Source organism: Salifodinibacter halophilus (assembly GCA_012999515.1).
Classification (GTDB): Bacteria; Pseudomonadota; Gammaproteobacteria; order Nevskiales; family Salinisphaeraceae; genus Salifodinibacter; species Salifodinibacter halophilus.
The window spans coordinates 430820-455235 of sequence record JABEEB010000001.1 but is presented as its reverse complement, the minus strand read 5'-3'; the positions used below and the strand labels follow the sequence as shown (position 1 = coordinate 455235).

The following is a 24416-nucleotide window of genomic DNA, read 5'->3' as shown; positions in this document are numbered from 1 at the left end:
TTGAAACCAACAAACGACCGCCGCATTAGTCACGTTCATGAGCGAAAACCTGGTTATAGTCGAATCCCCGGCTAAAGCGCGAACGATTGAAAAATATCTGGGGCAGGATTACGAAGTCCTGGCCTCGTATGGCCACGTCCGTGACCTGATTCCCAAGGAAGGCGCGGTTGATCCGGACGATGAGTTCGCGATGCATTACGACGTCATCGAGCGGAATGCGAAACAGGTCGGCAAGATCGAGCGCGAGCTTAAAAAATCGAAATCACTCGTGCTGGCCACTGACCCGGACCGCGAAGGCGAAGCAATTGCTTGGCACCTGCTGGAATTGCTGCGTAGCCGAGGCGAGCTAGAAACCAAGCAGGTCAAACGCGTCGTATTCAACGAGATCACCAAGAGTGCGGTGCAGAATGCCGTGGAAAACCCGCGCGAGATCTCCAATGATCTGGTTAACGCGCAGCAAGCGCGTCGCGCTCTGGACTATCTCGTTGGTTTCAATCTCTCACCGCTGCTCTGGAAGAAGGTGCAGCGCGGCTTGTCAGCCGGCCGTGTGCAGTCACCCGCGCTGCGGCTGATTTGTGAGCGCGACGCCGAGATCGCGGCGTTTGTGCCGGAAGAGTACTGGCGCATCGAAGCCCATCTGAATAAGGACGCGACGCCGTTTACCGCGCGCCTGTCACAACTCGACGGCGAGAAAGTCGAGCAATTCACGCTCAACGACCAGACCGGCGCTAACGCAGCTTACGAAAAGCTCATGGCTGCCGCGAGCGACGGCGAGGACTCGACATCCGATAACGGCACGCTGCGTGTCGCCAAAGTCGACAAGAGCCAGCGCCGCCGCAACCCGGCACCACCGTTTACAACCTCGACACTGCAACAAGAAGCTGCGCGCAAACTCGGCTTCAACGCGCGCCGGACCATGCGCACGGCACAGTCGCTCTACGAGGGCGTCGCGCTCGGCGACGGCGAGGCCACCGGTTTGATCACCTACATGCGAACCGACTCGGTCAACCTCGCGAACGAAGCGCTCAACGAAATCCGCGAGACCATCGGCCAGCGCTATGGGGCCGATAATTGCCCGGACAAACCGCGCACATTCAAAACGCAGTCGAAAAACGCGCAGGAAGCCCACGAAGCAATCCGGCCGACAGGGAGTGCGCGCACCCCGGACACGATCAAATCGTATCTGAGCTCGGACCAACACCGGCTATATGAGTTGATCTGGCAACGCACCGTGGCCAGTCAGATGGTGCCCGCGGTGTTCGACACAGTCTCGGCAGACCTGGCGGCGGACCGCGATAACCAGCATCTTTTCCGGGCCAGCGGGCGAACGCTCAGAGAGGCCGGTTTTCTGGCGGTCTACAAGGAAGGTCGCGACGACAACGCCGATGACGATTCGGACAAGCGCTTGCCAGCGCTGGTCGAGGGTGAAGCCATCACACTCGACAAGATCGAGCCCAGCCAGCATTTCACCGAACCACCGCCGCGCTTTACCGAGGCCGCGCTGGTCAAAACGCTGGAAGAATACGATATCGGACGACCGTCGACGTACGCTGCGATCATCTCGACGCTGCAGGACCGAGAATACGTCGAAATGGACGGCAAGGCTTTCATGCCCACGCCGATCGGCAAGATCGTCAACAAGTTCTTGACCGACCATTTCACCCACTATGTCGACTACGACTTCACCGCGCGCTTGGAGGACCGGCTGGACGCCGTGTCGCGCGGCGAGGAAGCCTGGCAGCCGCTGCTGGCCGAATTCTGGGAGCGTTTCTCGCAGCAGATCGAAGCCAAACAGGATCTAACCCGCGAAGAAGTCGCACAGGCACGCGAGCTCGGCACCGATCCCGAAACCGGCAAACCGGTCATCGTCCGCATCGGCAAATACGGGCCATTCGCACAACTCGGCTCCAAGGACGACGAGGAAAAACCGCGATTCGCGAGCCTGCGCAAAGGCCAGGACATGGACGAGATCACGCTCGATAAAGCGTTGTATCTGTTCAACCTGCCACGCGATCTCGGCGAAACCGCCGAAGGCGAATCCCTGCAGGCCAACATCGGCCGGTTCGGCCCCTACGTGAAATACGACAACAAATTCGCTTCGCTAAAAAGCGACGACCCTTATACCATCACGCCCGAACGTGCCCGCGAGGTCGTCGCCGAGAAAAAAGAAGCTGATGCCAAGAAGGTCATCCAAACCTTCGCTGAGGCCGGTATCAAGGTCCAGCACGGCCCGTACGGTCCCTACATTACCGACGGCAGCAAGAACGCTAGTGTGCCGAAAAGCCAGGAACCCGGCGATCTGACGGTCGACGAGTGTCGCGATATTCTGGCCAAAGCCCCGGACAAGAAAAAACGTGGCCGCGGCAAGAATGCCTCGTCCGCCAAGTCCAAGCAGACCGCGAACAACCAGAAAAGCAGCACGAAATCAAAAGCGAGCACGACCAACAAGAGCAAGTCGTCCCAAGCCCAGAAGAAGACAGGCGGCACTACCAAAAGCAGTTCCAAGAAGAGCACGACGAGCAATAAAAAAAGCGCCGATACAAATAAGACATCAAGCAGCGGATCGTCCGGCAGCGAGCAATAATCAAAATCCGTTTGGCCACCCTGAATAGCGAACACTCCCACCCACACCGTTGTCACTTCGCCGCCCCAGGTGACCGTCTGCGGCGCGCGGCGCGAATCGTGCGCGCAGGTGGTGTCGTCTCCCACGCTACGGAAGGCGTCTGGGGACTGGCCTGTGATCCGACCAACGAGACGGCTATCAAACGGATCCTGACGCTCAAACAGCGAGCGCCCACCCGCGGTCTGATTATCGTTGCAGCCGAGCCCGAAGCCGTTGCGGCCAGAGTCGCCGCCAACGCAGCCGATGCGTGGTCCCGGGCGACCGCTACATGGCCCGGGCATACCACCTGGCTATTGCCCGCAGCCAATCATAACGGTTTTTATTTGACGGGCGGCGGCGATCGCATTGCGCTACGGATCACGGCACATCCGCTGTGCCGTGCGCTAGCTCGCGCATCCGGCGGCGCAATCGTGTCGACTAGCGCCAATCCCGCCGGCCGGCCGGCGCCCGTGTCCAGTTGGCGAGTTCGACGCTATTTCGGCCAGCGGCTCGACTATATCCTCGGCGGCCACTGTTCCCACCCCGGCCAACCCAGTACCATTCGGGATGCGCTATCCGGCACCACCGCGCGCCCATGACACAACCAGCCGATCACGACGCCCCCGACACGGATCGCGTAGCAGCAGCATTCACCGACCTCCAGCAACAACTCGTCGACCGGTTCGAGTGTTTCGAGCCGACGCACCGATTTCACGTCGACACCTGGGAACGTAGCGCCGGCGGTGGCGGCGACACACGCGTGCTCGACGACGGCATCGTCTTTGAGCGCGCCGGTGTGAACTATTCACACGTGTTCGGCGACAGCCTGCCAACCGCAGCGTCCAACCGTCGCCCCGACCTGGCTGGCCGCAGCTTCACGGCTTTCGGTGTGTCCGTGGTAGCCCATCCACGCAATCCGTTTGTGCCAAGCGCGCATGCCAACGTCCGATTCTTCATCGCCACGGCACCGGGCGAGGCGCCGGTATGGTGGTTTGGTGGCGGCTTCGATCTGACACCGTTTTATCCCTTCTATGCCGACGTGCTGGCTTGGCATCGGGCCGCGCAAAAAACCTGCGACGATTTCGATGCCTCCCTCTATCCACGTTTTAAACAGTGGTGCGATGATTATTTTCATCTGCCCCACCGCGACGAGACACGCGGCATCGGCGGTTTGTTTTTCGACGATTTCAACGAACTGGGATTCGAAGCAAGCCTGTCGTTTGCTTACGCGATCGGCGAGACCTTCGGCCGAGCGTTTGCCGGCATCGCCCAACGCCGGCGACATACACCGTACACCGAGCACGAGCGCGACTTTTTGTGCTATCGGCGTGGTCGCTACGTGGAGTTCAACCTGGTCTACGACCGAGGTACGTTGTTTGGTCTACAATCCAAAGGTCGAACCGAATCGATCCTGATGTCGATGCCGCCACTCGCTGCCTGGCGCTATGATTACCGCCCCGAGCCGGGCGGCCGCGAAGAATTACTAGCGCGCGATTATCTACGCCCACGGGACTGGCTCGATCTGGACGATGGGCAGATTCACCCATGAACGTCACGCTCACGGAACTGCGCTATTTAATCGCCCTCGATAAAGAGCGCCATTTCGGGCGCGCTTCGCAGCGTGCCCATGTCAGCCAACCGACGTTGTCGGTCGCGGTCAAGAAAGTCGAACGCGAACTCGGCGTGACGGTATTCGAGCGCAAGCGCGGTGAAGCATGCATAACCGAGCTGGGCGCAAGGCTGATCGACCAAGCTTACCGCGTCCTCGGGGAAGTCGACCAAATGGCGTCGCTCGCAGCCCAGAGCCGTGACGAGCTCGATGGCCCCTTGCGCCTGGGCGTGATTTATACCGTCGGCCCTTATCTTTTACCCCATCTGATACCACGCCTAAAACAAACCACGCCGCAGATGCCGCTGGTCATCGAAGAAAACTTTACGCGCACGCTGGCCCAGCAACTACGCAACAACGAGCTCGATGCAGTTATCGTGGCCACGCCATGCGATTTGCCCGGACTGTCGACAACGCCGCTGTACGACGAATCATTCGTCGTTGTCGTACCACACGACCATCACTGGACGCAGCACGAAGCAGTCCATCCCAACGAACTCGCCAACGAGAACTTGCTTTTGATGGGCCCAGGCCACTGTTTCCGCGACCAAGTGTTGGAACTATGCCCTGAATGCCGTGATTTCGAAGCCGAGCAGAAGCCGTGCGCAGGCTCCAGTCTCGAATCAATCCGCCACATGGTCGCCAGCGGGCTGGGGGTGACGGTCCTACCACGGTCGTCGGTTCCGGATCTCGGCAACGTATCCCCCCTGTTGGCAGCACGACCATTAGCGGGCACGCCGCCGATGCGTCGCGTCTCTCTCGCTTGGCGTTCCAGTTTCCCTCGGCCGGGCGCTATCACCGCACTGGCTAATGCCGCCCACGATTGTGAACTAGCGGGTGTCACGACAATCGGCGCCATGGACGATAAAGCGACGGACAACATTGCAATCTCGAACTAACCAACGAGTCCGCCGCGCCGCTCTGGTCGGCCTGGTCGGGCTGAGTCTCACCATACCGGCGGCGGCATTCGGCACGCCGACCCAAACCACCGCCACGGATGCTGAGGCGGCCAATCCCATAACGCGTGTACTTTTCCGACAAGCGTTACAGCTCGCGCGTGCCGGCAAACTCGAACCTAATAGCACACTTGAAAAAACGCTTAGCGATTATCCACTGGCGCCCTATCTAACGGCCGCAAGTCTGCGCCGCGCTCTCAGGATCGATGCCACACCGGCGCTCGACAGACAAGTCCAACAGTTCATCCAAACCCATCGCGACTGGCCGCCGGCGCGACGCCTACGTCAACGATGGCTGGTCAGCCTCATCCAACGCCAACGCTGGCAACAGCTGCTTGCCGCTACTGGACAACGGGCGGACCGCACGCGCGTTCGCTGTGGCGTCGTACACGCACAGATCGTGCGCGGCCAAAAACCGGTCGAATCGGCGCTCGACCTCTGGCATGCAGGCCATAGCCAGCCAAACGCCTGCGATCCGGTTTTCGCTTGGCTAAAACGTAGTGGTCATTTAACGCCCGATGTCATCGTGGAACGCGCCCGGTTGGCACTCAACGATAACCAACAAGGCCTAGCGCGTTACTTAAGCCGCAAGCTCGACACCGGCTCACGCGCTCGACAACGGGTGACAAACTGGCTCGATGTTACCCAACAGCCATCGCAGCTCGCCAGCACACGCGATCTGCCGGGCAGCATCGCCCTGGCTGTATTTAAACGTTTGGCGCTATCGAACCTCGATCGGGCCGCATCGATACTGCCCGACGTTGTCGACCAGCTCGATATCAATACCGCGACCCGCTACCAAATGCGTCGCTGGATCGCCCTGCTCTACGCCGAAAACCATGAAGCCACCGCCTTAAAGTGGTTCAAGAAGATCGCCGACAAGCGCATGGCCGACGACGAACACGCTATTGGCTGGGCCGTTCGAAGTGCGGTCTATCAGGGGCGCTGGCATAGGGCGCTTGGCTGGTTGGACGCGATGTCGGGCCAAATCGCCGACAAACCGGAATGGCGCTACTGGCGCGCCCGCACCCTGGCCAAATTGGATCGCCGCTCGAAAGCCCAATCCATTTATCGAAAGCTTAGCCAGAAGCGCGCGTACTACGGCTTCCTAGCCGCCGACAGGGTCGGCCAGGCTTACCAACTCAACGCCCAACCACTAGCCGACAACGCACGCCGCCGGCAGATCGCCAGGCGTCCAGCGATCGTGCGGGCGCGCCTGTTATACCGTGCCAATCTCAACCACCGTGCAACCCGCGAGTGGCGCAGCGCACTTGCCGACGCGGATAAATCGACGCTCGCACAGGCCGCCGCGTTGGCCGACAACTGGGGCTGGCATGCACGGGCGATCACCACGCTAGCCCGCGCTGATTACTGGAACGACTTGGCGATCCGTTATCCAACACCGCACAAAAAACTCATTCAAGACGCCGCAAGTGCAAATGGCATATCGAGCGCGCTCATTCTGGCGGTTATGCGCACGGAATCCCTGTTCCAATCGAAGATCCGCTCCAGCGCCAATGCCGTGGGATTGATGCAAATCAGACCGCGTACCGCGCGCTATGTTGCCAACAGTCTAAGCGACAACACGCTGGCCGCCGGCCCATTGACCGATCCCGCCATCAATATTCGGCTCGGTAGTCGTTTGCTGACGCATCTACGCCAACGCTGGGGCGGCAACCCAGCGCTGGCTGTTGCCAGCTATAACGCGGGCAAAGGCAAAGTCCGAAGTTGGTTGCCCAACCGCAAACGGGCAGCCGACATCTGGATCGCCAATATTCCCTACACCGAGACACGGCGCTACGTCGAACGCATTCTCAAGCACACCATCGTGTTCGAAAAACGCCTCGGTGGCGGTGCCAAGCGACTCGACAAGCGGCTCCATCCAATCACCCCGAACTACACGGCCGCAACCGCCTCGCGATGAGCACTGATCAGACCTATCTCGTTGGCGGCGCGGTGCGCGACGAGTTGATCGGGCGACGGAATAACGACCGCGACTGGGTCGTAGTCGGCACCACGCCAGAAGCCATGACCGAGGCCGGGTATCGCGCGGTCGGGCGCGGTTTCCCGGTGTTTTTGCATCCAAAAACCGGTGAAGAGTATGCGCTGGCGCGCGCCGAGCGCAAAACCGCACCCGGCTATCATGGTTTTGCCGTCGATTTTGATCCTAGCGTGACACTCGAGGCGGATCTCAGCCGACGCGATCTGACAATCAACGCCATGGCCCGGGCGGCCGATGGCACACTGATTGATCCGTTCGGCGGCCACGACGACCTCGAAGCGGGCATATTGCGCCACGTCTCACTGGCGTTTACCGAGGATCCGGTCCGACTTCTGCGTGTAGCCCGCTACGCCGCGGCGCTGGCGCCCTACGGATTTCGCATCGCCGCTGAGACACAGCAGCTAATGGCGTCGATGACGAGCGACGGCGAAATCGATGCACTGGTCCCCGAACGGGTCTGGGCCGAAACCCGTCGTGCACTCGCCACCGACGAACCGAGCGTCTTTTTTTACACATTGCGACAAGTCGGCGCGCTTGCCCGGCTCTTCCCCGAGCTGGACGCACTATTCGGCGTGCCCCAACCGGTGCGCTACCATCCGGAAATCGACGCGGGCGTGCATACATTGCTGGTCCTCGATCAGACAGCCCAAGCGGACAACCCAGTCGATTGTCGATTCGCCGCTCTCTGCCATGATTTCGGCAAAGCCCGCACGCCGCACGCGCAACGTCCCGGACACGCAGGCCATGAAATGGCCGGTGAACCGCTGGCCAAGGCGCTGGCCGAACGACTGCGCGTACCGAAACAAACCCGCGACCTGGCGGGCTTGGCCGCGCGTTGGCATACCCATCTACACCGCTTTACTAAATTACAGGCCAATACAGCGCTCGACATGCTCGAAGCAGCCGATGCCTTGCGCCGCCCCGAGCGCTTGGAATCGATGATCGCGATTTGCCGCGCCGATGTGCGCGGCCGCCTAGGCATGGAACAACGCACCTACCCCCAAGCCGAAATAGCGCGACACGCACTCGCCGCCGCGCAAAGCGTCGATACGAGCGCCATCGCGGCAACGCCAGGTCTCGAAGGGCCGGCAATCGGTGACGCCGTGCGCCAAAAGCGTATGGACGCCATAGCCGAGGTGTTACGCCACCCCGAGCACCTGCACAGTCACGCCGGTGGCCCGGCGACGACGTCCATGGACGCGCCATAGACGACACCAATCACCCGCAAGTCGCAGCATGCGGTATGGTCAGGTTGCGCTATCCGCCGAGTGTCAACACGAGCAAAATCGCAACACCGAGCAAGACTCGGTAGATCACGAACGGCATCATGCCGATCGCTCGAATCACACGCAGGAAAACGTCGATCGCCAGCATCGCGACAACACCGCTGATGAGCGCGCCCCAGCCAAGCGTGGACCACGCTGTATGGCTCGGCTCGACCGAGATCTTGAGTGCTTCGAACGCAATCGCAGCGCCTATCACCGGCACAGCCATGAAAAACGACACCCGCGCGCTGGCCCGCCGATCGAGTCCAAGTGCGCGCGCCCCGAACATCGACATCCCCGAACGTGATGAGCCCGGGATTAGCGCCACCGCCTGCGCCAGGCCGATCATCAGATAATCACGCGGCCTCAGGGAATCGAGGGCACGATTGGTCGCTTTGGGGCGATCGGCCCAGCCCAGCGCCACGCCGAATACAATACTCGCCACAGCGATGATCCAAGGCTGACGGAGCACGGCCTCGCCGACAGTCAAACCAATCAGCGCGCCCAAGCCAATCGCCGGCACGCTAGCCACAATCAGCCCCCAGGCCAAACGCGTATCGTGGTCACGGCGGCCACCGAAAACCGACTGCCACCCCGCAATCAACAGTCGCAGCAAATCATGCCGGAAATAAACGAGAACCGCGGTCAAGGTGCCGAGATTAGTCGCCATATCGAATGCCACGCCCTGATCGGACCAGCCTGCAATATGCGGCAACAGAATCTGGTGGGCTGAACTCGATATAGGCAAGAACTCGGTTAATCCCTGCATGATCGACACTAACACCAACTGAACCCAGTCCACGATCCACTCCGATTCCGGCGAAATTCTGATGCGCCGTAACGCCGGTGATAATAGGCCAAAACGGCGCCGCAACGACGGCATAAGCTACCATAGCGGGCGCCGCAACAAGCCAGAGCAACCACGGATGTCGACGCCGCCCGATCGTTACGTAGTCATTGGCCAGCCGGTCGACCATAGTCGTTCGCCCGCCATCCACACGCTTTTCGCGACAGCCACTAGCCAGAACATGGCTTACGAAAGACTAGCGGCGCCGACCGATGATTTCGCGGGCACGGCCGCCGATTTTTTCAACCAAGGCGGGCGCGGTGCCAACGTTACGCTGCCTTTCAAGCTCGAGGCCGCCGCGTTTGCCGACGAGCTCAGCGAGCGCGCAACCGCGGCCGGTGCCGTGAATACGCTGTCAAAGGCCGATGACGGCCGGATTCACGGCGACAACACTGATGGCGTGGGGCTGGCACGCGACCTTGAAAAACGCGCCGACGCGCAACTGGCCGGGGCACGCGTGTTGATTCTCGGCGCGGGCGGTGCTGTACGCGGCGCCCTGCCCGCGCTACTGGCGCAGGAACCATACGGCATCACGATCGCCAATCGGACGACCACCAGGGCCGAAGCGGTCGCCGCTGCAGTCGACAACGCGGTCGCAACAGCCGCGCCAGCCGAACTGACCGAGACTTACGATATCGTTATCAACGCAGTGTCGGCCGGTCTAGACGGCACCATGCCGGCAGTTCCCGACATAATCATCGGCCACCACAGCATCGCCTATGACATGCTCTACGCCGACACGCCAACCCCATTCGTCCAATGGGCGCGCGATCGCGGTGCGCGTCGGGTTACTGATGGCTTCGGCATGTTGGTCGAGCAGGCCGCGGAATCATTCTATTGCTGGCGCGGGCGGCGCCCCGACACAATGCCGGTAATCGAAAAACTCGGCTACGGCAACTCCGGCTAAGCAAACGACCCGTGGGCCAATGGCTCGATCAACTAGCAACCAACCGCGCACACCACCGATTCAAATATTATCGGCCAATGCCAAGGTCGGTCGCCGTATCTGCCATGACTGGCCAACGCAGGCGGCCACCTGTCGGGCGCTGCAAGATGAACTCGCCGCGCATGTCGACCCAACGCCCCGAGTCGGCAATGTTCAATGGATTGCCGGCGTCGATGTCGGCTTCCCGCGCCGTGGCCGCCAGACACTCGCAGCGGTGGTGGTACTCGAGGCCCAAACACGTCGGATTGCGTATTCGGCTCGTGCTGCCGCGGCCACACGCATGCCGTACATCCCTGGGCTGCTGTCTTTTCGCGAACTGCCGACGGCACTGGCCGCGCTTGCTTCACTGCCGGTTACGCCGGACCTGCTCATGGTTGATGGTCAGGGCATCGCCCATCCACGCCGGGTCGGCACAGCGTCGCATCTAGGGCTTGTAACCGGCCTGCCATCGATCGGTGTGGGCAAGAGTCGGTTAAGCGGCCATTACCAACCGCCGACCGACCCCGGGCAAGTCTCGCTGTTACAAGACGAACAAAGCCTGCTCGGTCACGTCTTAAAAACACGCGAACGTGCCAATCCGCTATTCATATCGCCGGGCGACGGCATGGATAGTGACACAGCACTTGCCTGGGTGCGTTCCACCCTGGCTGGACGCCGTCTACCAGAGCCTACACGACTGGCCGATGCACTCACCCGAGATCATTGACTGGTAATGAGCATTTTGGCACTACGACTTTCAGCGCATAATGCGCCCTGCTATACTGCCTCGAGTTTTACCAACGACCACAAGGTTTCTATGCAACGCAGTCTCCGGATCGCTGCCCTCGCCACCCTGGCACTGACGTTTGTCGCCGGCCCTACTCTGGCCGCCTCCAACTCTGGTAAAGCCAACAACGGCACCCAAGCGCTGATCCAGAAGTATCAGGAAAAATCCAAGGAACTCCAGCAGATCCATCAGAAGACGCTGAAGAACAACCCCGAGCTTAAAAAACAGCAAAACGACTACCAGAAAATGGTTCGTTCGGCGATCAAGAAACAGGGGTACAACACGGAATCCGGGCGTGACAAGCTACAAAGCTTGTCGAAGAAGCTGCAGTCCGGTGACCTGAGCAAATCCAAGCGTAAAGAGGTCATGCAGCAGTTCCAGTCGGAACGCAAGAAAATGAGCAAGGCGCGCAAACAGGCTATGAGCCAGCCGAAGATCAAGCAGGCGCGTCAGAAGCTGCAGGACGACACGCAGGCGGCAATGAAGAAACAGAATTCGAAAACCGACAAGCTGATTCAGAGCCTGCGTAAGATTCAAAAGAAGATGCGCAGTTCGGCGAAGAGCAGCCAGCCGCAGTCCGGCTAACTCGCCAACGCTTCAAAGCTCGAAAAACCCGGCCCCGCGCCGGGTTTTTTTATGGACTACGACGTGGTCTGGCCAACCCCAATGCCCCAAACCAGCATGCCGATGTAAGCAACCACGGCGCCGCCGGCTGAGCTGGCCATAACAATGGCCATGGCAACGGCGTCGCCACCGAGCGCGCCGACCCACCAACTTGTCAGCGACCCAACCGAGAACTGACACACGCCGAATAATGCAGAAGCAGCACCTGCTCTATCGGGGACCAAATCCAAAAGACCTGCGACTGTGTTGGCACCGGCGATACCTACTGTGGCCAGCAGGAAGAACAGCGGGACTGCCACGCCCCAGAAACCACCCCAGCCGGTCAACGTAGTGGCCAGCAATACCAGACCACAAGCCTGCGTATTGGCAACCGCGAAGCCTAGCAAGCGGCGATAACCATAGCGCCGAACCAGACGGCCGTTGGCCCAGGTGCCGAGCAGCATAGAGCAAACGTTGGCACCGAAATAGAGCCCGAATAGCTGGCGGTCAACACCGAACTCGCTTATATAGACGAACGCACTGGCTGCCACATAGGAAAAAAGAGCGCCAAACATCAGGCTGCCGCAGATCAGAAACAGCATAACCGGCGGTCGACCGATTAGCGATATATAGCCAAGATACTGCGCAGCGAGACTGTGGTCACGCACCCTGTTCTCGATCGGGTGCGATTCCGCCAGCAGAAACCGGAGAATGAACAACCCCAGTAAGGCATAGGCGGAGATGAAAACGAATATGCCGCGCCAGGATGCGAGTGTCAGCAACGCACTGCCCAGCATGGGCGCAACCAATGGCGCGGATGCCATAACCATGACCACAAATGACATGACGCTGGCTGCCTCGTTGCCCGCAAAACGGTCACGGACGATCGCGCGCCCCATCACCGGCGCACTAGCGGCACCGAACCCTTCGAATAAGCGCGCGACCGTGAATGCTTCAACCGACCCCGCCACAGCGCATAACACGCTGGCCACGAGATAAAGCGAAAGACCACCATAAAGAATCGGCATCCGCCCGTAGCGATCCGATAGCGGACCATAAGTCAACTGCCCGGCGGCCAAACCGATGAAAAACACACTCAGTGTATACTGGACGTCCGAGGCATCCACCCCGAACTCCTGTGCGAGCGCCGGCATCGCCGGTAAATAGGTGTCGATAGACAACGGCCCGATCGCAGTGATCGCGCCGAGCACGACGATTAATGACAGCCGCTTAACATCAGACACCGCTTCTACCGCCATACATTTATTCCTTCTTATTAGCAGGCCTATGAGCGCCGAGACGACACGTCATTTTTCGAACGTGTCACGCTCGCCTGTGGCCCGTAGAATACTGGGCAAATTAAGTAAACGGATGCGAGCAGCACCGCTTTTGTCTTTTACAACTAACGCCGCGCGATTCATGTGCCGTCTCGGCAAGATACGCGCGTTGTGGCTCCCCCGCCGGGTATCTAGTGCTGTGATTCTGATCGCGGGCTGCGTCACGATCGCTTCGAGCGTCAGCGGCTGCGCGTCGCGCTCGCTGTCCGAGCTAAGCGATCCCCAATTCACGATGCCGGCACGCTTCGAATTCAGCGGCGATGCACCGCGCGCCCAGCACTGGTGGCGTGCTTTCGATGATGCCGGGCTAAACAAGCTCATCGAGCGCGCGCTGAGCGACAACTTTTCATTACGTGCCGGGTACGCGCGCGTTAAACGTGCACGGGCGATGGTCAAGGCCGCCAATGCCAATCTGTTCCCGACCGCGAGTGGCAGCGTCGATCAGTCGGCGACCCACCGCCCCGATCGCTCGACGCAAAATACTAGCTCGTTCACATATGATGGCAGCCAGTCCGGGTCAACCGCAAGCCTCACCCGCGATCGCGATAACTGGCAAACCTCGCGCAGCGCAGGCGTCAACATCAACTACAATCTCGACATATGGGGCAAATACCGCGACCGTAAGAAGGCCGCCACCTATGACCTGCGGGGCCAGCGCGAGGCGCTGAAGGCAGCTGCCATGACCACCGCCGGCGACATTGCCAGCGACTGGTACAAATTCCAGGAGCTAAGCACTCGCATCCGTCTTCTCAAGCGCCAGCTCAAGGTCAATAAAAACATCCTCGAGCTAACCCGATTCTCATTCAAAAACGGCCAGTCATCAGCTGCGGACGTCCTACGGCAACGCCAAACCGTCGCCAGAAGTAAGGGACAGATCGCCAAAACCCGCGCACAGAAGCAGTCCATGCATAATGCACTCGCGGTACTGGTTGGACGCCCGCCCGAAAAATTTTCACTGCCTCCAGGGCAACTCGTGGATCTGCCACCGCTGCCGGAAACCGGGGTTCCCGGCACGCTCGTGATGCGCCGTCCGGATGTCCGCCGGGCATTTTTCCAGGTAGCAGCCGACAATCGCCGCGTCGCTGCCGCGCTGGCCGATCGTTACCCTGATGTTTCACTGTCGGCGAGTTTCAACGCCGCGGCCAACCCCGGCTCAATACTGAGTCATTGGGTGACTCAGTTGACGGGCTCTATCTCACAAACACTTTTCGATGCCGGCGCTAAGGCGGCACAAGTCGAAAAAAATCGCGCGACAGTCGACGCGGCCGTCGCCGATTATCAATCAAAAATGCTAAAAGCCCTCAAACAAGTCGAAACGGCTCTATCGAACGAAAAAAAACAAAAAATGTTTCTGCAACAACTCAACCGCCAACTGAGTTTGTCTAAAAAGACCGTAGCCAATCTACGCTTACGCTATCTGCGCGGCGCTACTGATTATTTCAAAGTGCTTGACACCGTCATCAACCGGCAAGATCTCCAAACGAATCAAATCACCGCACGTTTCAACCTGCTTCAGTACCGCATCAATCTGTACCGTGCACTAGCCGGTGGCGTTCCCGTGTCGTCAATCGGCCACAAACCGAGCGCCTCGTCGGACAACTAACGCCTATCCGGATAAGAAAATATGAGCGAGGACGGTCCAGAAGACAAACGCGCACGCCTCGGGCCCTGGGTATCGGCGATTGTAGCCGTGCTCGTTATCCTGATCGGCGGCGTAGTAGCCTACTGGCTGTTAACACACCCACCGTCGGCCCCCCAAGGGGAACAAACGACCAAGCATCGTGGTGCCTTGGTTTCGGTCGAACGCGCGCAGTCGACGCCGCAACATTTCATGATCAAGGCACACGGCCAGGTCGAAGCGGCCGATTCGACACAGTTGCAGGCGCGCGTCAACGGCCGGATTGTCAAACTTGACGATAGCCTCGCGCCCGGCACGCGCTTCCAAAAAAACGATGCGCTAGCGCAGATCGAGCGCAGCGACTATAAGCTGGCGCTGGAACGCGCGAAAACCGATCTCGCCACCGCCAAGGCCAAACTGGCCACCGAAAAAGGCCAGCAAGCGGTTGCCAAACGTGAACTCCAACGAATCGGCGCAGACAATGTCACCGCCCAAGAAAAACGGCTGGCCTTGCGCGGACCACAACGGCGCCAGGCTAAAGCACGCGTGCGCTCGGCTCGAAGCTCGGTCAAACAGGCCAGGCTCGATCTAAAGCGCACAACCGTGCGCGCGCCATTTAACGGCATCGTTACCAGCCGCAGCGCATCAATCGGCGACGTGGTCGCGACCAGCACCCCGATCGCCACCCTGGCGGCAACCGATCGTTACTGGGTCAACATTTCACTGCCGGTCAAACAGATTCGCTGGCTGCATGCAGCGACACCGCATCAAACCGGCTCCGCTGCACGCGTTTATTATCCGGAAGCGTGGCATCCGGACGACTATCTGAATGCGTCGATCCTCCGCATTCAAGGCATGCTCGAGAAAAAAGGACGCATGGCCCAGGTTCTGCTGCAAATCCCTAACCCGCTAGGTGATGCCAGTAACAAGGATAAGCGCTTGTTACTGGGCGCTTACGTGCCGGTTCGCATCCAAGCACAACCCCCCAACGATGCGGTCACGATACGCGCGAGTAATCTACGGGAAAACGATCACGTCTGGATTAAAACAGCCGACGACAAACTGGCCATCCGCAAGGTGACAGTTGCCTATCAGGATGACCAGCGTGCGATCGTTACAAGCGGTTTAAAACCCGGCGACGCCGTGGTGACAACCGATCTGGCGGCGCCGATCGCCGGCGAACCGCTGCGTGCACGTCACAACAAGCCGGCTAGCGCTGGCTCGAACGAAGCGACCAGCGGCCAAAACCGCGACGCGCAAACCAACGAACCGCCCTCACCGACAACCAACAAGGCTTCTGGCAAAACCGAACAACAAAGCGCCAGCGCCAAAGTAAGCACCCTGGGCCAGCACAATGATGGGCTCCAACTGGCACCGGCCGCCGGCTTGATGCGTGCCACTGCCGGTGACCATGACACGGCCCGCACGACATGAGCGACGGAGCCGGGGACGGGCCAATCGGATGGATGGTCCGAAATCGAGTGACAGCCAACCTGATCATGCTCGTCCTGCTAGCCGGCGGGCTGCTAATGGCGACTACGATCACGCAGGAAGTGTTTCCCCAGTACAGCCTGCAACGCGTCAAGGTGACAGTCACCTATCCCGGTGCCACACCGAAACAGCTCGAACAAAACGTCGTACTGGCCATCGAATCCAAAGTCCGTGGCATCAACGGCGTCAAAAAGACCACAGCCACCGCCAGTCAAGGTGTTGGCACGGTGACGCTCAAGCTTCAACAAGGCACGCACGGCCAGCAAGTCTTCCAAGATGTCTCGCAGGCCGTCAATCAGGTGCAAACCTTTCCGGAGGCCGCCAACAAGCCGATTATTTCGCTGTCGCACCACGAACGCGGCGTGCTCAACGTCCAGCTCTACGGCAAAGTTCGACACACGGCGCTGCGGTCTTACGCCGAGAAAGTCCGGGATAAACTTCTGGCCTCGCCAGATATAACCCAAGTATCGCTGACCGGCGTACGCAAGTATGTGGTGCGGATCAATGTGCCGCAGGCGACGTTGAAAAAATATGACCTCTCTTTGCCGGAAATCGGCAATAAGGTGCGTCAAGCAGCGGTCGATGTCGCCGGTGGCAGTATCGATACAGGCTCTGGACAGATTCTCGTGCGTCTAAAAGCTCGCAAGGAGGCCGCACGCGAATTCGCACACATCCCGATCATCACGCAGCCCGACGGATCCGTGGTCCGGCTTGGACAGATCGCGACGGTCGTCAACGGTTTCGAGCAAAGTCACAAATCGGCGACTTACAACGGTCAACCATCCATCGGTATTGCGGTGTCACGCGCCGGCAAGCAGACCCCGATCGCGATCGCCGACGCCACGCGTCAAGCGATGGACAAGATCGCCGACAACATGCCGCCGCAATTGCACTACGCGATCAATGGTGATGCCTCACGCGTCTATGCGCAGCGCCTGGAGATGTTGCTCCGCAACGCCGGGCTGGGTTTGTTGCTGGTCATCATCATCCTCGGTCTATTTCTCGAAATGCGGCTCGCATTCTGGGTGATGATGGGGATCCCGACGGCCTTCATCGGCGCGTTGATCTTATTACCGGCGTTCAATGTCACGATCAACATGGTCTCGATGTTCGCGTTCATCGTCGCGCTCGGCATCGTGGTTGATGACGCCATCATCGCCGGTGAGAGCGTCTACGCGGCCCGCGAACGGGGTCTCGGCCCGATCGACGCTGCGATTACCGGCGCGCGCGAAATCGCGGTGCCAATCTCGTTCTCGATTCTGACCAATATCGTGGCTTTCCTGCCACTTTTAATCGTGCCAGGCGTCATGGGTCAGTTGTTTTCGCCCGTAACACTGGTTGTTATCAGCGTACTCTTGATCTCATGGGCTGAGGCGTTGTTTATCATGCCCGCCCATCTGGCACACGGCCGTGTCCGCGATCGCAATCGACTGATCAAAACGATCCACACCGGCCAACAGGGTTTTGCCAACCGTTTTTCGACGCTGGTCGCACACTATTACGCGCCCGCCGTACGCGCTTTATTACGCTGGCGCTACGTTACGAGCGCGACCGGATTCGCCGTTTTGATGGTTGTGATCGCCTGGGCCGGCGGTGGTCATATGGGCTTTTCGCTGATGCCGCGAGTCGAATCCAACCACGCCGACGCCACTCTGACGATGCCATTCGGCACCTCGAGCCAACGCATGAAACAAGTGCGTGACAAACTCGAGGCCGCAGCCGATAAGGTTAAAGCGAAGCACGGCGGCAACAAACTCGTCACCGGTGTGTTTTCCCATATCGACCGCAATGAAATCCAGACCAAGGTATACCTGAGCCCGCCGGACCAGCGACCGATCAGCACCGTCGCATTTGCCGATAATTGGCGACAGGCGTTACCGCCCATCGCCGGTTCGCAATCCACACAATTCCAGTCGAACGCGGGCGGCCCCGGCGCAGGCAAATCCGTTGCTATTGAGTTGGCGATGCGTAACTCCAAGGACTTGCGCCAAGCAGCCCAGCGCCTGGCGTCCGAATTGAAAGGCATCCAGGGCACCGACGACGTTGACAGCGGCGTCGCTGAAGGCAAACGCCAGATCAACTTCACGCTCAACGAGGCAGGTCGGAGCCTTGGCCTGACCAACGAAAACGTCGGCCGTCAGGTGCGAGCAGCGTTCTACGGCAACGAAGCACTGCGCGAGCTGCGGGGCCGTAACGAGGTCAAAGTCATGGTCACGCTGCCAGAAGACGAGCGTGGCAGCGCGGCATCGGTCGCCAATTTGTTGATCAAGACACCGGCCGACACCTATGTCCGACTCAACACAGTGGCCGATATCCAGAATACACGTGCCTCAACAAAGATCACGCGTCGCAACGGCCGCCGCAACATTGAAGTCAGCGCCAACGTGACGCCACCATCCGATAGTCAACGGGTCGTCAATACGCTGAACAATAAATTATTGCCCCAACTCCAAGCCAGATACCCCGACCTGACCTTTTCCTATGGCAGCCGGCAAAAAGATCTACAGGATTCGCTGGATTCACTTTTTATCGGCTTTTTCTTCGCATTGGCCGGCATCTACATCCTGCTCGCCATCCCATTTGCGAGTTACACCCAGCCAATCATCGTCATGCTGTCCATTCCATTTGCCATCGTCGGCGCGATTATCGGCCACGAGATCATGGGATTTTCGCTGTCGATCATCAGCTTGATGGGCACAGTCGCACTAGCTGGCGTGGTCGTTAATGACTCGCTGGTCCTAATTCACTACGCCAACACGCTCAAACGCGCCGGCGAAAGCGCCGCGCGCGCAGTGGAACTCGCCGCAATTCGGCGGTTCCGCCCGATTCTGCTGACGACACTGACCACTTTCGGTGGCCTAGTCCCCATGATCTTTGCCACGTCGATCCAGGCTAAATTCATCGTACCAATGGCGATATCACTGGGTTTCGGCATACTGTTCGCCACCGCCATCACATTGATTCTGGTGCCCTGTTTCTACGTGATCCTCGACGACATTACGAGCCGCTTCACGCCCCAAACGCCGTAACCGACTGCTCGCGCGACCGTTAGCCGTATCTGTGCCGATGCGTTCTAATCCACCTCGCCCGGTCGGCACGCCGCGAGGCCGTCTCGATAATCCGGGTAGAAGAGCGCGTGCCCAAGGGCTGCGAGCAAGCGCCGGTTATCAAGCCGCCGTGACTCACGCAGAAAAGACAGCCGCGTGTCGGAGTAACGCTGCTGGGCCTCAGCCCAACTGATACGTGGGACCGGCGCCACGCCCAGCATGTCGGCAAGCTCGTCATAAAACGCGCCGAGTGGCGTCGGATGACCGTCGCTCACATTGACAGCACCACTCGGCCAGTCGGCTGCACTCGCCCGCCATGCAACCGCGGCCAGATCATCAATATGAATACGGTTGCGCCAACCTGCTTCGGCATCGGTCAGAATCGGGGCGCCGGACCGGACAGCCGCCACGGGCAGACGTCCCGGACCGTAGATGCCCGGTGCGCGCAAGATGCGCGCGGCCGAATCAAAGTCCCGAATTTGGGTCTCGGCATCCACGCGTCGTTTGGCACGTCCGGTCTCAGGCATCAGCGCGCTATCTTCGTCGACCCACTCGCCTTGGCGATCGCCGTAAACACCAGCAGTGCTGATATAGACCGTATTTGTCGGCCGTTCGCTGCCATCCAGACAATCGATAACGCCGGCTAGGCGTGTGTCGGTGTTACCGGTGCGTGGTGGCGGCGCGCAATAAAATAGATAATCAGGGCGCTCGAGCGCGAGATCAGCCATATCGAGATCGTGGATGTGCGCCGTCGCACCGAGCGCGCGTGCCCTGGGCGCACTTTCGGGGCTCGAGACAACTGCGTCCACTTCGAGTCCGCAGGCAACGGCGCGCGCTGCGATGCGTCGCCCCGTCGCACCACAGCCGATAATCAGGCAACGTTTAGCGATATGGATGCTCGTCGTTGATCAAAGCGGCTGCGATCGACGCGCTTAGTCGGCGACCTGCAGCGACAAACCCTTGCGATAAGCAGCCCGGGCGTTGACCGGTTCGCCGATCTGTTCGTACAACGAGCCAAGCTCGAGCAGGACGTCGCTCCGCGCCTCTAGCTCCTGACTCTGTTCGAAGTAATGGCGCGCCCGCCCCCACAGCTTCGCGCGCAAGCATAAACGGCCTGCAACCAAGAGCAGCTCCGGTTTGTTGCCGTAACGGCGCAGCCATTTCTCCGTGTCGCTAAGACGGGTATCAATGTCATCACCGGCCAGTTGCCCATAGAGACGGGCAAGTGCTGCCGCCCAGTGGTGATTGAGATAGTTGCGCACGGCGCGACGTGCTTCGTGATCGGCGCTGACCGAGCGCAACCGCTCGACATAGAACTCGACCATAGACGCATCATTTTGCAGCCGTTTGGGCATACGTGACCAAGTACTGATCAGATCCTCGGCGTGCTTGGCATTGTGGGTCAGCGCAGCCGACCAGGCCGCCCGGCTGAGCTCCAGCGCACGTTCGTCACCCAGCTCGCCGTATTTTTCGACGTCGTGCAGCACACCGCGCAATTCATCGTAATTTTCGGTGCAATGCAGTTGTTCCGCGTACAGGGTTAGCACGCGCGGATGATGAGGCGCAGTGGCGCGCAACCGCCTCAGATGCTCGACTGCGTCCGCATGCCTGCCCGCGTAAACCGCCAATTCGGCCGTGGTCAGCTCCACGGCAAGTTCGCTGAGGCTTTGCGCGTATCGGGCATCGTCCAAGTATTGCGCACAAGCCGCTTCACGACCCTGATAGGCCGCGCTGCACGCGGCACCGAGACGTGCTATAGCGCCCAACGCCCCCTTATTGTCGACCCGTTTGAGCTGGGTTTCAGCTGCGCGCCAGCGTTGCTCAGTGAAACGACCTAAGCCGTCCATTAACCCCGTGTATTGGCGTGTATCACGTCGAGCGGCCAATCCACGACTGACGCGTGCGGGTAATAAAACGCCGCTGACAATTGCGCGCAGGATGACCAGGGCGAGCCAGCTCACAACAATCAACGCGATTACAGCGAAAGCCAGGCTGGTCTGTATGCGCCATGCGCCAAACGTGATCAGGAGTTGGCCACGTTGGTCGTGAAAAATGACCGCAACGGCAATGCCCAGCAGCAGAAAAACACAGAAGGTTACTACGGCGCGCCGCACGACTACTGCCCCACTGCCGTGTCCGCGGCGTCAGTCGACTGACTTGCCCGCTGATCCATAGAACCGTGCGCCGAGGCTTGTTGATCAATTAATTTGTTGATGGTTTTCAGGCTTCCTGAAATATCCGGCATTGTTTGCCGAACATTTTGATCGCGCAGTTCCTTGAATTCCTCCAGCAGACCGGCGACCTCGGAATCATCGGTGTCGAAATATTGCCGGAGCCATTTCTGTGCTGAAGCCAGATTCTTTTTATAAAGTTGCGGATGCCGGTCCAGGATGGCTTTTTGAGCGTTTTGTAAATCCAGAACGATATTTTGTACCAGATAGGCCGCGCGGTCCGGTGGCATCAATTGTGGCGGCGGTGTATCACTGCGGCGAACCGTCACTAAGCGGCCAATCGAGTCCACGACAGTATCGACAGCACGTTTGCCAGCGGCCTTGAAGCCAGCCAGCCAAGTTTGATCTTGACCGGCGTTTTGCGTGGATCTTTCGGTCGCGCTGGCGGTGTCACCGGCCTGTTCCTGAGATTTCACAAAACGTTTCGGCACTCCGCGCGCCAACGGCAGGTCACCAATGCGACTGCTGGCATCAGCAAGCTTGAGTGCGATACCGACACGGTCGGGCATCGGAACACTACGCAAGGCGCCCATATTTTGGGTCAGTTGTTTGCGCAGTCCGAGCAGATCCGGATCACTCAGCGCTGCGACACGCTGATCGGCCAGTTTGAGTGCAGCGAGTGCCGCTTTTGGATTCTGCCGTAATTCAACGGCGTGATTAGCCGACAGCAAAAGCGACCGGATACGGCGAAACTGCCAACTGCGCTTGGACCCCGATATCTTGTCGGCCAGGCTTTGATTGCGTTTTTTGACGGCGCGCAAATCCGTCTGCACCGCCTCGATTCGTTTGTGGACCTGTTTGTTTTGGTGGCGAGCACGGTTAGCGGTTTGCTCGACGTTGTTTTTCAACGAGCCATGTTGCCCGCGGAGGTCATTGATCTGCGCCCGACCGAAAAACGTCAACCAGATACCAAGACCCAGCGCGATGGCAGCCAGCAGCAGCGCCAATGCAGCGATCAACCATGCACCGCGCGGTGGCCGACTCCCTTTGCCACCTTTGGCCGCACGGTTGCCGGGCGGCGGCCCGGACGCCTGGCGATCCGACGATGCTGACGAACTCGGCGAGCGTTTGGTGCCAGCCGGCTCGTTGTGAGCGGTGTTGTTCGCGGATTTGGTATCAGGCGTGGTGTCCCGGCCAGCTGTTGCCGCGCCATTGGCTTGTTCGGCAGCCGCCGCCCGATCGTGGCCCGTATCCGAGCCCGAGTTTTCATTCGAGGTTGTGTTTTGCCGCTTCTGGTCCGACGACACGCTGCTTGTATCCTTAGTGCCTTGTTTATCGGCCAGGTTCGATTCGGCTGGTTGCTCGGACGCCTCACCCGTGTCCCGTTCGCGGTTAGAACCGCCCGGATCGGCGTCCTTTTTCTGATTGTTCATCCAGGATGATCCAGAAGCTTGATCGGCCTACTATTGTTAATGGCCGTGGCTTGGATTAGCAAGTGCGGCCAGCAGTGACTCGGCATCCATACGCTCCAGCACACGACATTTTGTCATCGACACTCTACGCGGATCGATTCGGGATTTCGCGCGCTGGCTCGGCAGAACCAGTTCCGGCAGGCGATCACGCTCGATATCCGCCAAGTCCAGCAGACGACAGAGATTGGCAAGTGAGTCACCGCTGGTTACCACGACCGCGTGGGACCATTCGACGAGTTCGGTGACAAGTGCTCGCGATAGATCACATGCGACACGTCGATACGTCGCGATCTTGTCGACAATGGCAGCGCGCGCCGTTAATTGGTCTTTTAACACGGTGCGGCCACCCTCGCCGGCTAAAATCGCGATTCGTCGGCCGGCGATCTCGGCCAACTCGGGCAATGCGAGCAACGCATCGGCGTCGAAGCGTTCAGGATAAACTGCACGCCGGCCGAAGGCGCGCTCGAACGCGGCCGCGGTTGCCGTCCCTACGGCGACGAACTGTCCGCGCGGGGCGAAATCGGGCCTCAGACTCAGCGCTCGGTCGATGGCATTGGTCGAGCTGGCGATAACCCAATCCGCCGACTCGGCACGTTCGAGCGCATCAACCGCCGCAGCAGGGTCGATCGGCTGGTCGATAGTCAGCAATGGCTGACAGTGCACCATCGCGCCGGCTTCGGTTAACGCATTCGCCCAATGTGCGTTCTGGCCCGCCGGCCGCGTCAGCCACACACGTCGATCGGCTAGGTGTCGATTCACACTAATCGTTGCAAGATCGCGTCTGCGCCCGCGGCCAATAACCGATCTGCGAGTTCGGTCCCAAGATTTTCGGCTTCGGCTATCGGCCCATCGATCCGGTCCGCGACTACACGGGTGCCATCAGTCTCAGCCACGCAGGCGTGGAGCGTTAAATGATGACCATCATGGACACCGTGCGCGGCGATCGGTAGATGACAGTTGCCACCAAGTCGACGCGCGACCGCACGCTCGGCGTCAATCCGCACCGTGGTATCTTTTTCCGCCAACGGCTCAATCCGTGCCAGGGTTTGTTTGTCATCCGCACGCATTTCGATGCCGAGAACGCCCTGGCCCACAGCTGGCAGGCATTGCTCCGGAGGCAAGCGCATCCGAATGCGCTTATCAAGCGCCAATCGATCGAGTCCGGCACAGGCCAGAACAATCGCATCGAAATCACCGCCGTCCAGTTTGGCCAAGCGTGTCTGGACATTGCCGCGCACGAAATCGACACGTATATCTGGCCGCAATTGTCGAAACAATGCCTGTCGCCGTGGACTGGCGGTGCCGATGAGGCTACCAGCCGGCAGATCGGCTGGCGTTGCGTAGTGGTTGGAGACAAACGCATCGAGCGGACTGGCCGGCGCCAGAACAACCGGCAACGCCATATCGGCCGGGATTTCGGCCGGCACATCCTTCATCGAGTGCACTGCGATATCGGCATCACCGTTTTCGAGCGCGGCTTCCAACTCGCTCAAGAACAAGCCCTTACCGCCGACTTCAGCCAGTGGCCGATCACTGACCCGGTCGCCCTGGGTGCTCAAACCGACCAATTCCACAGCCAGGTCTGGCCAGGCAGTCTGGAGACGTTGCTGGACCAGTTCGGCCTGCCAGCGAGCCAACTGCGACTGGCGCGTCGCGATACGCAGTGTCCGTTGCATTCGTCCTA

At 59.7% G+C, this 24416-nt stretch carries 19 protein-coding genes; 12 read left to right on the top strand and 7 right to left on the bottom strand.

The genetic code is table 11. From position 1 onward, the window contains the following. The first annotated feature begins 37 nt into the window (after positions 1-37). The 6 genes from HKX41_01995 (at position 38) to HKX41_01970 (ending at position 8377) form a co-directional block, all read left to right on the top strand. Positions 38-2584 carry a DNA topoisomerase I gene (locus HKX41_01995; protein NNC22932.1) on the top strand — a complete coding sequence of 849 codons (2547 nt, stop codon included), beginning with the start codon at positions 38-40 and terminating at the stop codon, positions 2582-2584. Positions 2585-2682: 98 nt separating this feature from the next. After that, positions 2683-3201 (top strand): L-threonylcarbamoyladenylate synthase, encoded by a 519-nt coding sequence (locus tag HKX41_01990; GenBank protein NNC22931.1) that lies wholly within the window; start codon positions 2683-2685, stop codon positions 3199-3201. Further along, positions 3198-4151: an oxygen-dependent coproporphyrinogen oxidase gene (gene hemF / locus HKX41_01985; GenBank protein ID NNC22930.1), complete on the top strand. Its 954-nt coding sequence runs from the start codon at positions 3198-3200 to the stop codon at positions 4149-4151. The genes HKX41_01990 and hemF overlap by 4 nt, the downstream gene beginning before the upstream one ends. Next, positions 4148-5110 (top strand): LysR family transcriptional regulator, encoded by a 963-nt coding sequence (locus HKX41_01980; GenBank protein ID NNC22929.1) that lies wholly within the window; start codon positions 4148-4150, stop codon positions 5108-5110. Before hemF ends, HKX41_01980 begins: the two co-directional genes overlap by 4 nt. Then, on the top strand, positions 5094-7091 hold the full coding sequence (locus tag HKX41_01975; protein ID NNC22928.1) for a transglycosylase SLT domain-containing protein: 1998 nt from the start codon (positions 5094-5096) through the stop codon (positions 7089-7091). The genes HKX41_01980 and HKX41_01975 overlap by 17 nt, the downstream gene beginning before the upstream one ends. Beyond that, on the top strand, positions 7088-8377 hold the full coding sequence (locus HKX41_01970; GenBank protein NNC22927.1) for a multifunctional CCA addition/repair protein: 1290 nt from the start codon (positions 7088-7090) through the stop codon (positions 8375-8377). The genes HKX41_01975 and HKX41_01970 overlap by 4 nt, the downstream gene beginning before the upstream one ends. Positions 8378-8426: 49 nt before the next feature. On the opposite strand, the gene HKX41_01965 is transcribed toward HKX41_01970, so the two are convergent. After that, positions 8427-9221, bottom strand: a complete 795-nt coding sequence (locus HKX41_01965) for an undecaprenyl-diphosphate phosphatase (protein NNC22926.1) — start codon at positions 9219-9221, stop codon at positions 8427-8429. A 139-nt stretch (positions 9222-9360) separates the two neighbouring features. On the opposite strand from HKX41_01965, the gene aroE reads away from it, so the two are divergent. The 3 genes from aroE to HKX41_01950 all read left to right on the top strand — a co-directional run bounded on the left by aroE (position 9361) and on the right by HKX41_01950 (position 11578). Further along, positions 9361-10188 carry a shikimate dehydrogenase gene (aroE, locus tag HKX41_01960; GenBank protein NNC22925.1) on the top strand — a complete coding sequence of 276 codons (828 nt, stop codon included), beginning with the start codon at positions 9361-9363 and terminating at the stop codon, positions 10186-10188. Positions 10189-10207: 19 nt separating this feature from the next. Beyond that, positions 10208-10933: an endonuclease V gene (locus HKX41_01955; GenBank protein ID NNC22924.1), complete on the top strand. Its 726-nt coding sequence runs from the start codon at positions 10208-10210 to the stop codon at positions 10931-10933. Between the two features lie 90 nt (positions 10934-11023). Further along, complete coding sequence (locus tag HKX41_01950) at positions 11024-11578, top strand: hypothetical protein (GenBank protein ID NNC22923.1); 555 nt, start codon at positions 11024-11026, stop codon at positions 11576-11578. Between the two features lie 56 nt (positions 11579-11634). Here the strand turns inward: HKX41_01950 and HKX41_01945 are convergent, their stop codons facing one another. Further along, the gene (locus HKX41_01945; GenBank protein NNC22922.1) at positions 11635-12855 is read right to left on the bottom strand and encodes a Bcr/CflA family multidrug efflux MFS transporter; all 1221 of its coding nucleotides are present in this window, start codon (positions 12853-12855) and stop codon (positions 11635-11637) included. Positions 12856-13072: 217 nt separating this feature from the next. Here HKX41_01945 and HKX41_01940 point away from each other — a divergent pair, with 217 nt between their 5' ends. From HKX41_01940 to HKX41_01930, 3 genes are read left to right on the top strand one after another with little or no spacing between them, the layout of a single operon-like run. Then, complete coding sequence (locus HKX41_01940; protein NNC22921.1) at positions 13073-14536, top strand: efflux transporter outer membrane subunit; 1464 nt, start codon at positions 13073-13075, stop codon at positions 14534-14536. Positions 14537-14557: 21 nt separating this feature from the next. Continuing rightward, positions 14558-15985, top strand: coding sequence for an efflux RND transporter periplasmic adaptor subunit (locus HKX41_01935; protein NNC22920.1), 1428 nt, complete (start codon positions 14558-14560; stop codon positions 15983-15985). A gap of 23 nt (positions 15986-16008) precedes the next feature. Beyond that, on the top strand, positions 16009-19071 hold the full coding sequence (locus HKX41_01930) for an efflux RND transporter permease subunit (protein ID NNC22919.1): 3063 nt from the start codon (positions 16009-16011) through the stop codon (positions 19069-19071). A 44-nt stretch (positions 19072-19115) separates the two neighbouring features. Here HKX41_01930 and HKX41_01925 read toward each other — a convergent pair whose 3' ends face one another. The 5 genes from HKX41_01925 to hemC form a co-directional block, all read right to left on the bottom strand. Then, positions 19116-19898, bottom strand: coding sequence for an SDR family NAD(P)-dependent oxidoreductase (locus tag HKX41_01925; GenBank protein ID NNC22918.1), 783 nt, complete (start codon positions 19896-19898; stop codon positions 19116-19118). Between the two features lie 123 nt (positions 19899-20021). Next, positions 20022-21203: a hypothetical protein gene (locus HKX41_01920; protein ID NNC22917.1), complete on the bottom strand. Its 1182-nt coding sequence runs from the start codon at positions 21201-21203 to the stop codon at positions 20022-20024. 2 nt (positions 21204-21205) lie between these two features. Further along, the gene (locus tag HKX41_01915) at positions 21206-22693 is read right to left on the bottom strand and encodes a hypothetical protein (protein ID NNC22916.1); all 1488 of its coding nucleotides are present in this window, start codon (positions 22691-22693) and stop codon (positions 21206-21208) included. Positions 22694-22729: 36 nt separating this feature from the next. Further along, complete coding sequence (locus HKX41_01910) at positions 22730-23491, bottom strand: uroporphyrinogen-III synthase (GenBank protein ID NNC22915.1); 762 nt, start codon at positions 23489-23491, stop codon at positions 22730-22732. Then, positions 23488-24408: a hydroxymethylbilane synthase gene (gene hemC, locus HKX41_01905; GenBank protein NNC22914.1), complete on the bottom strand. Its 921-nt coding sequence runs from the start codon at positions 24406-24408 to the stop codon at positions 23488-23490. Before hemC ends, HKX41_01910 begins: the two co-directional genes overlap by 4 nt. Between the last annotated feature and the right edge of the window lie 8 nt (positions 24409-24416).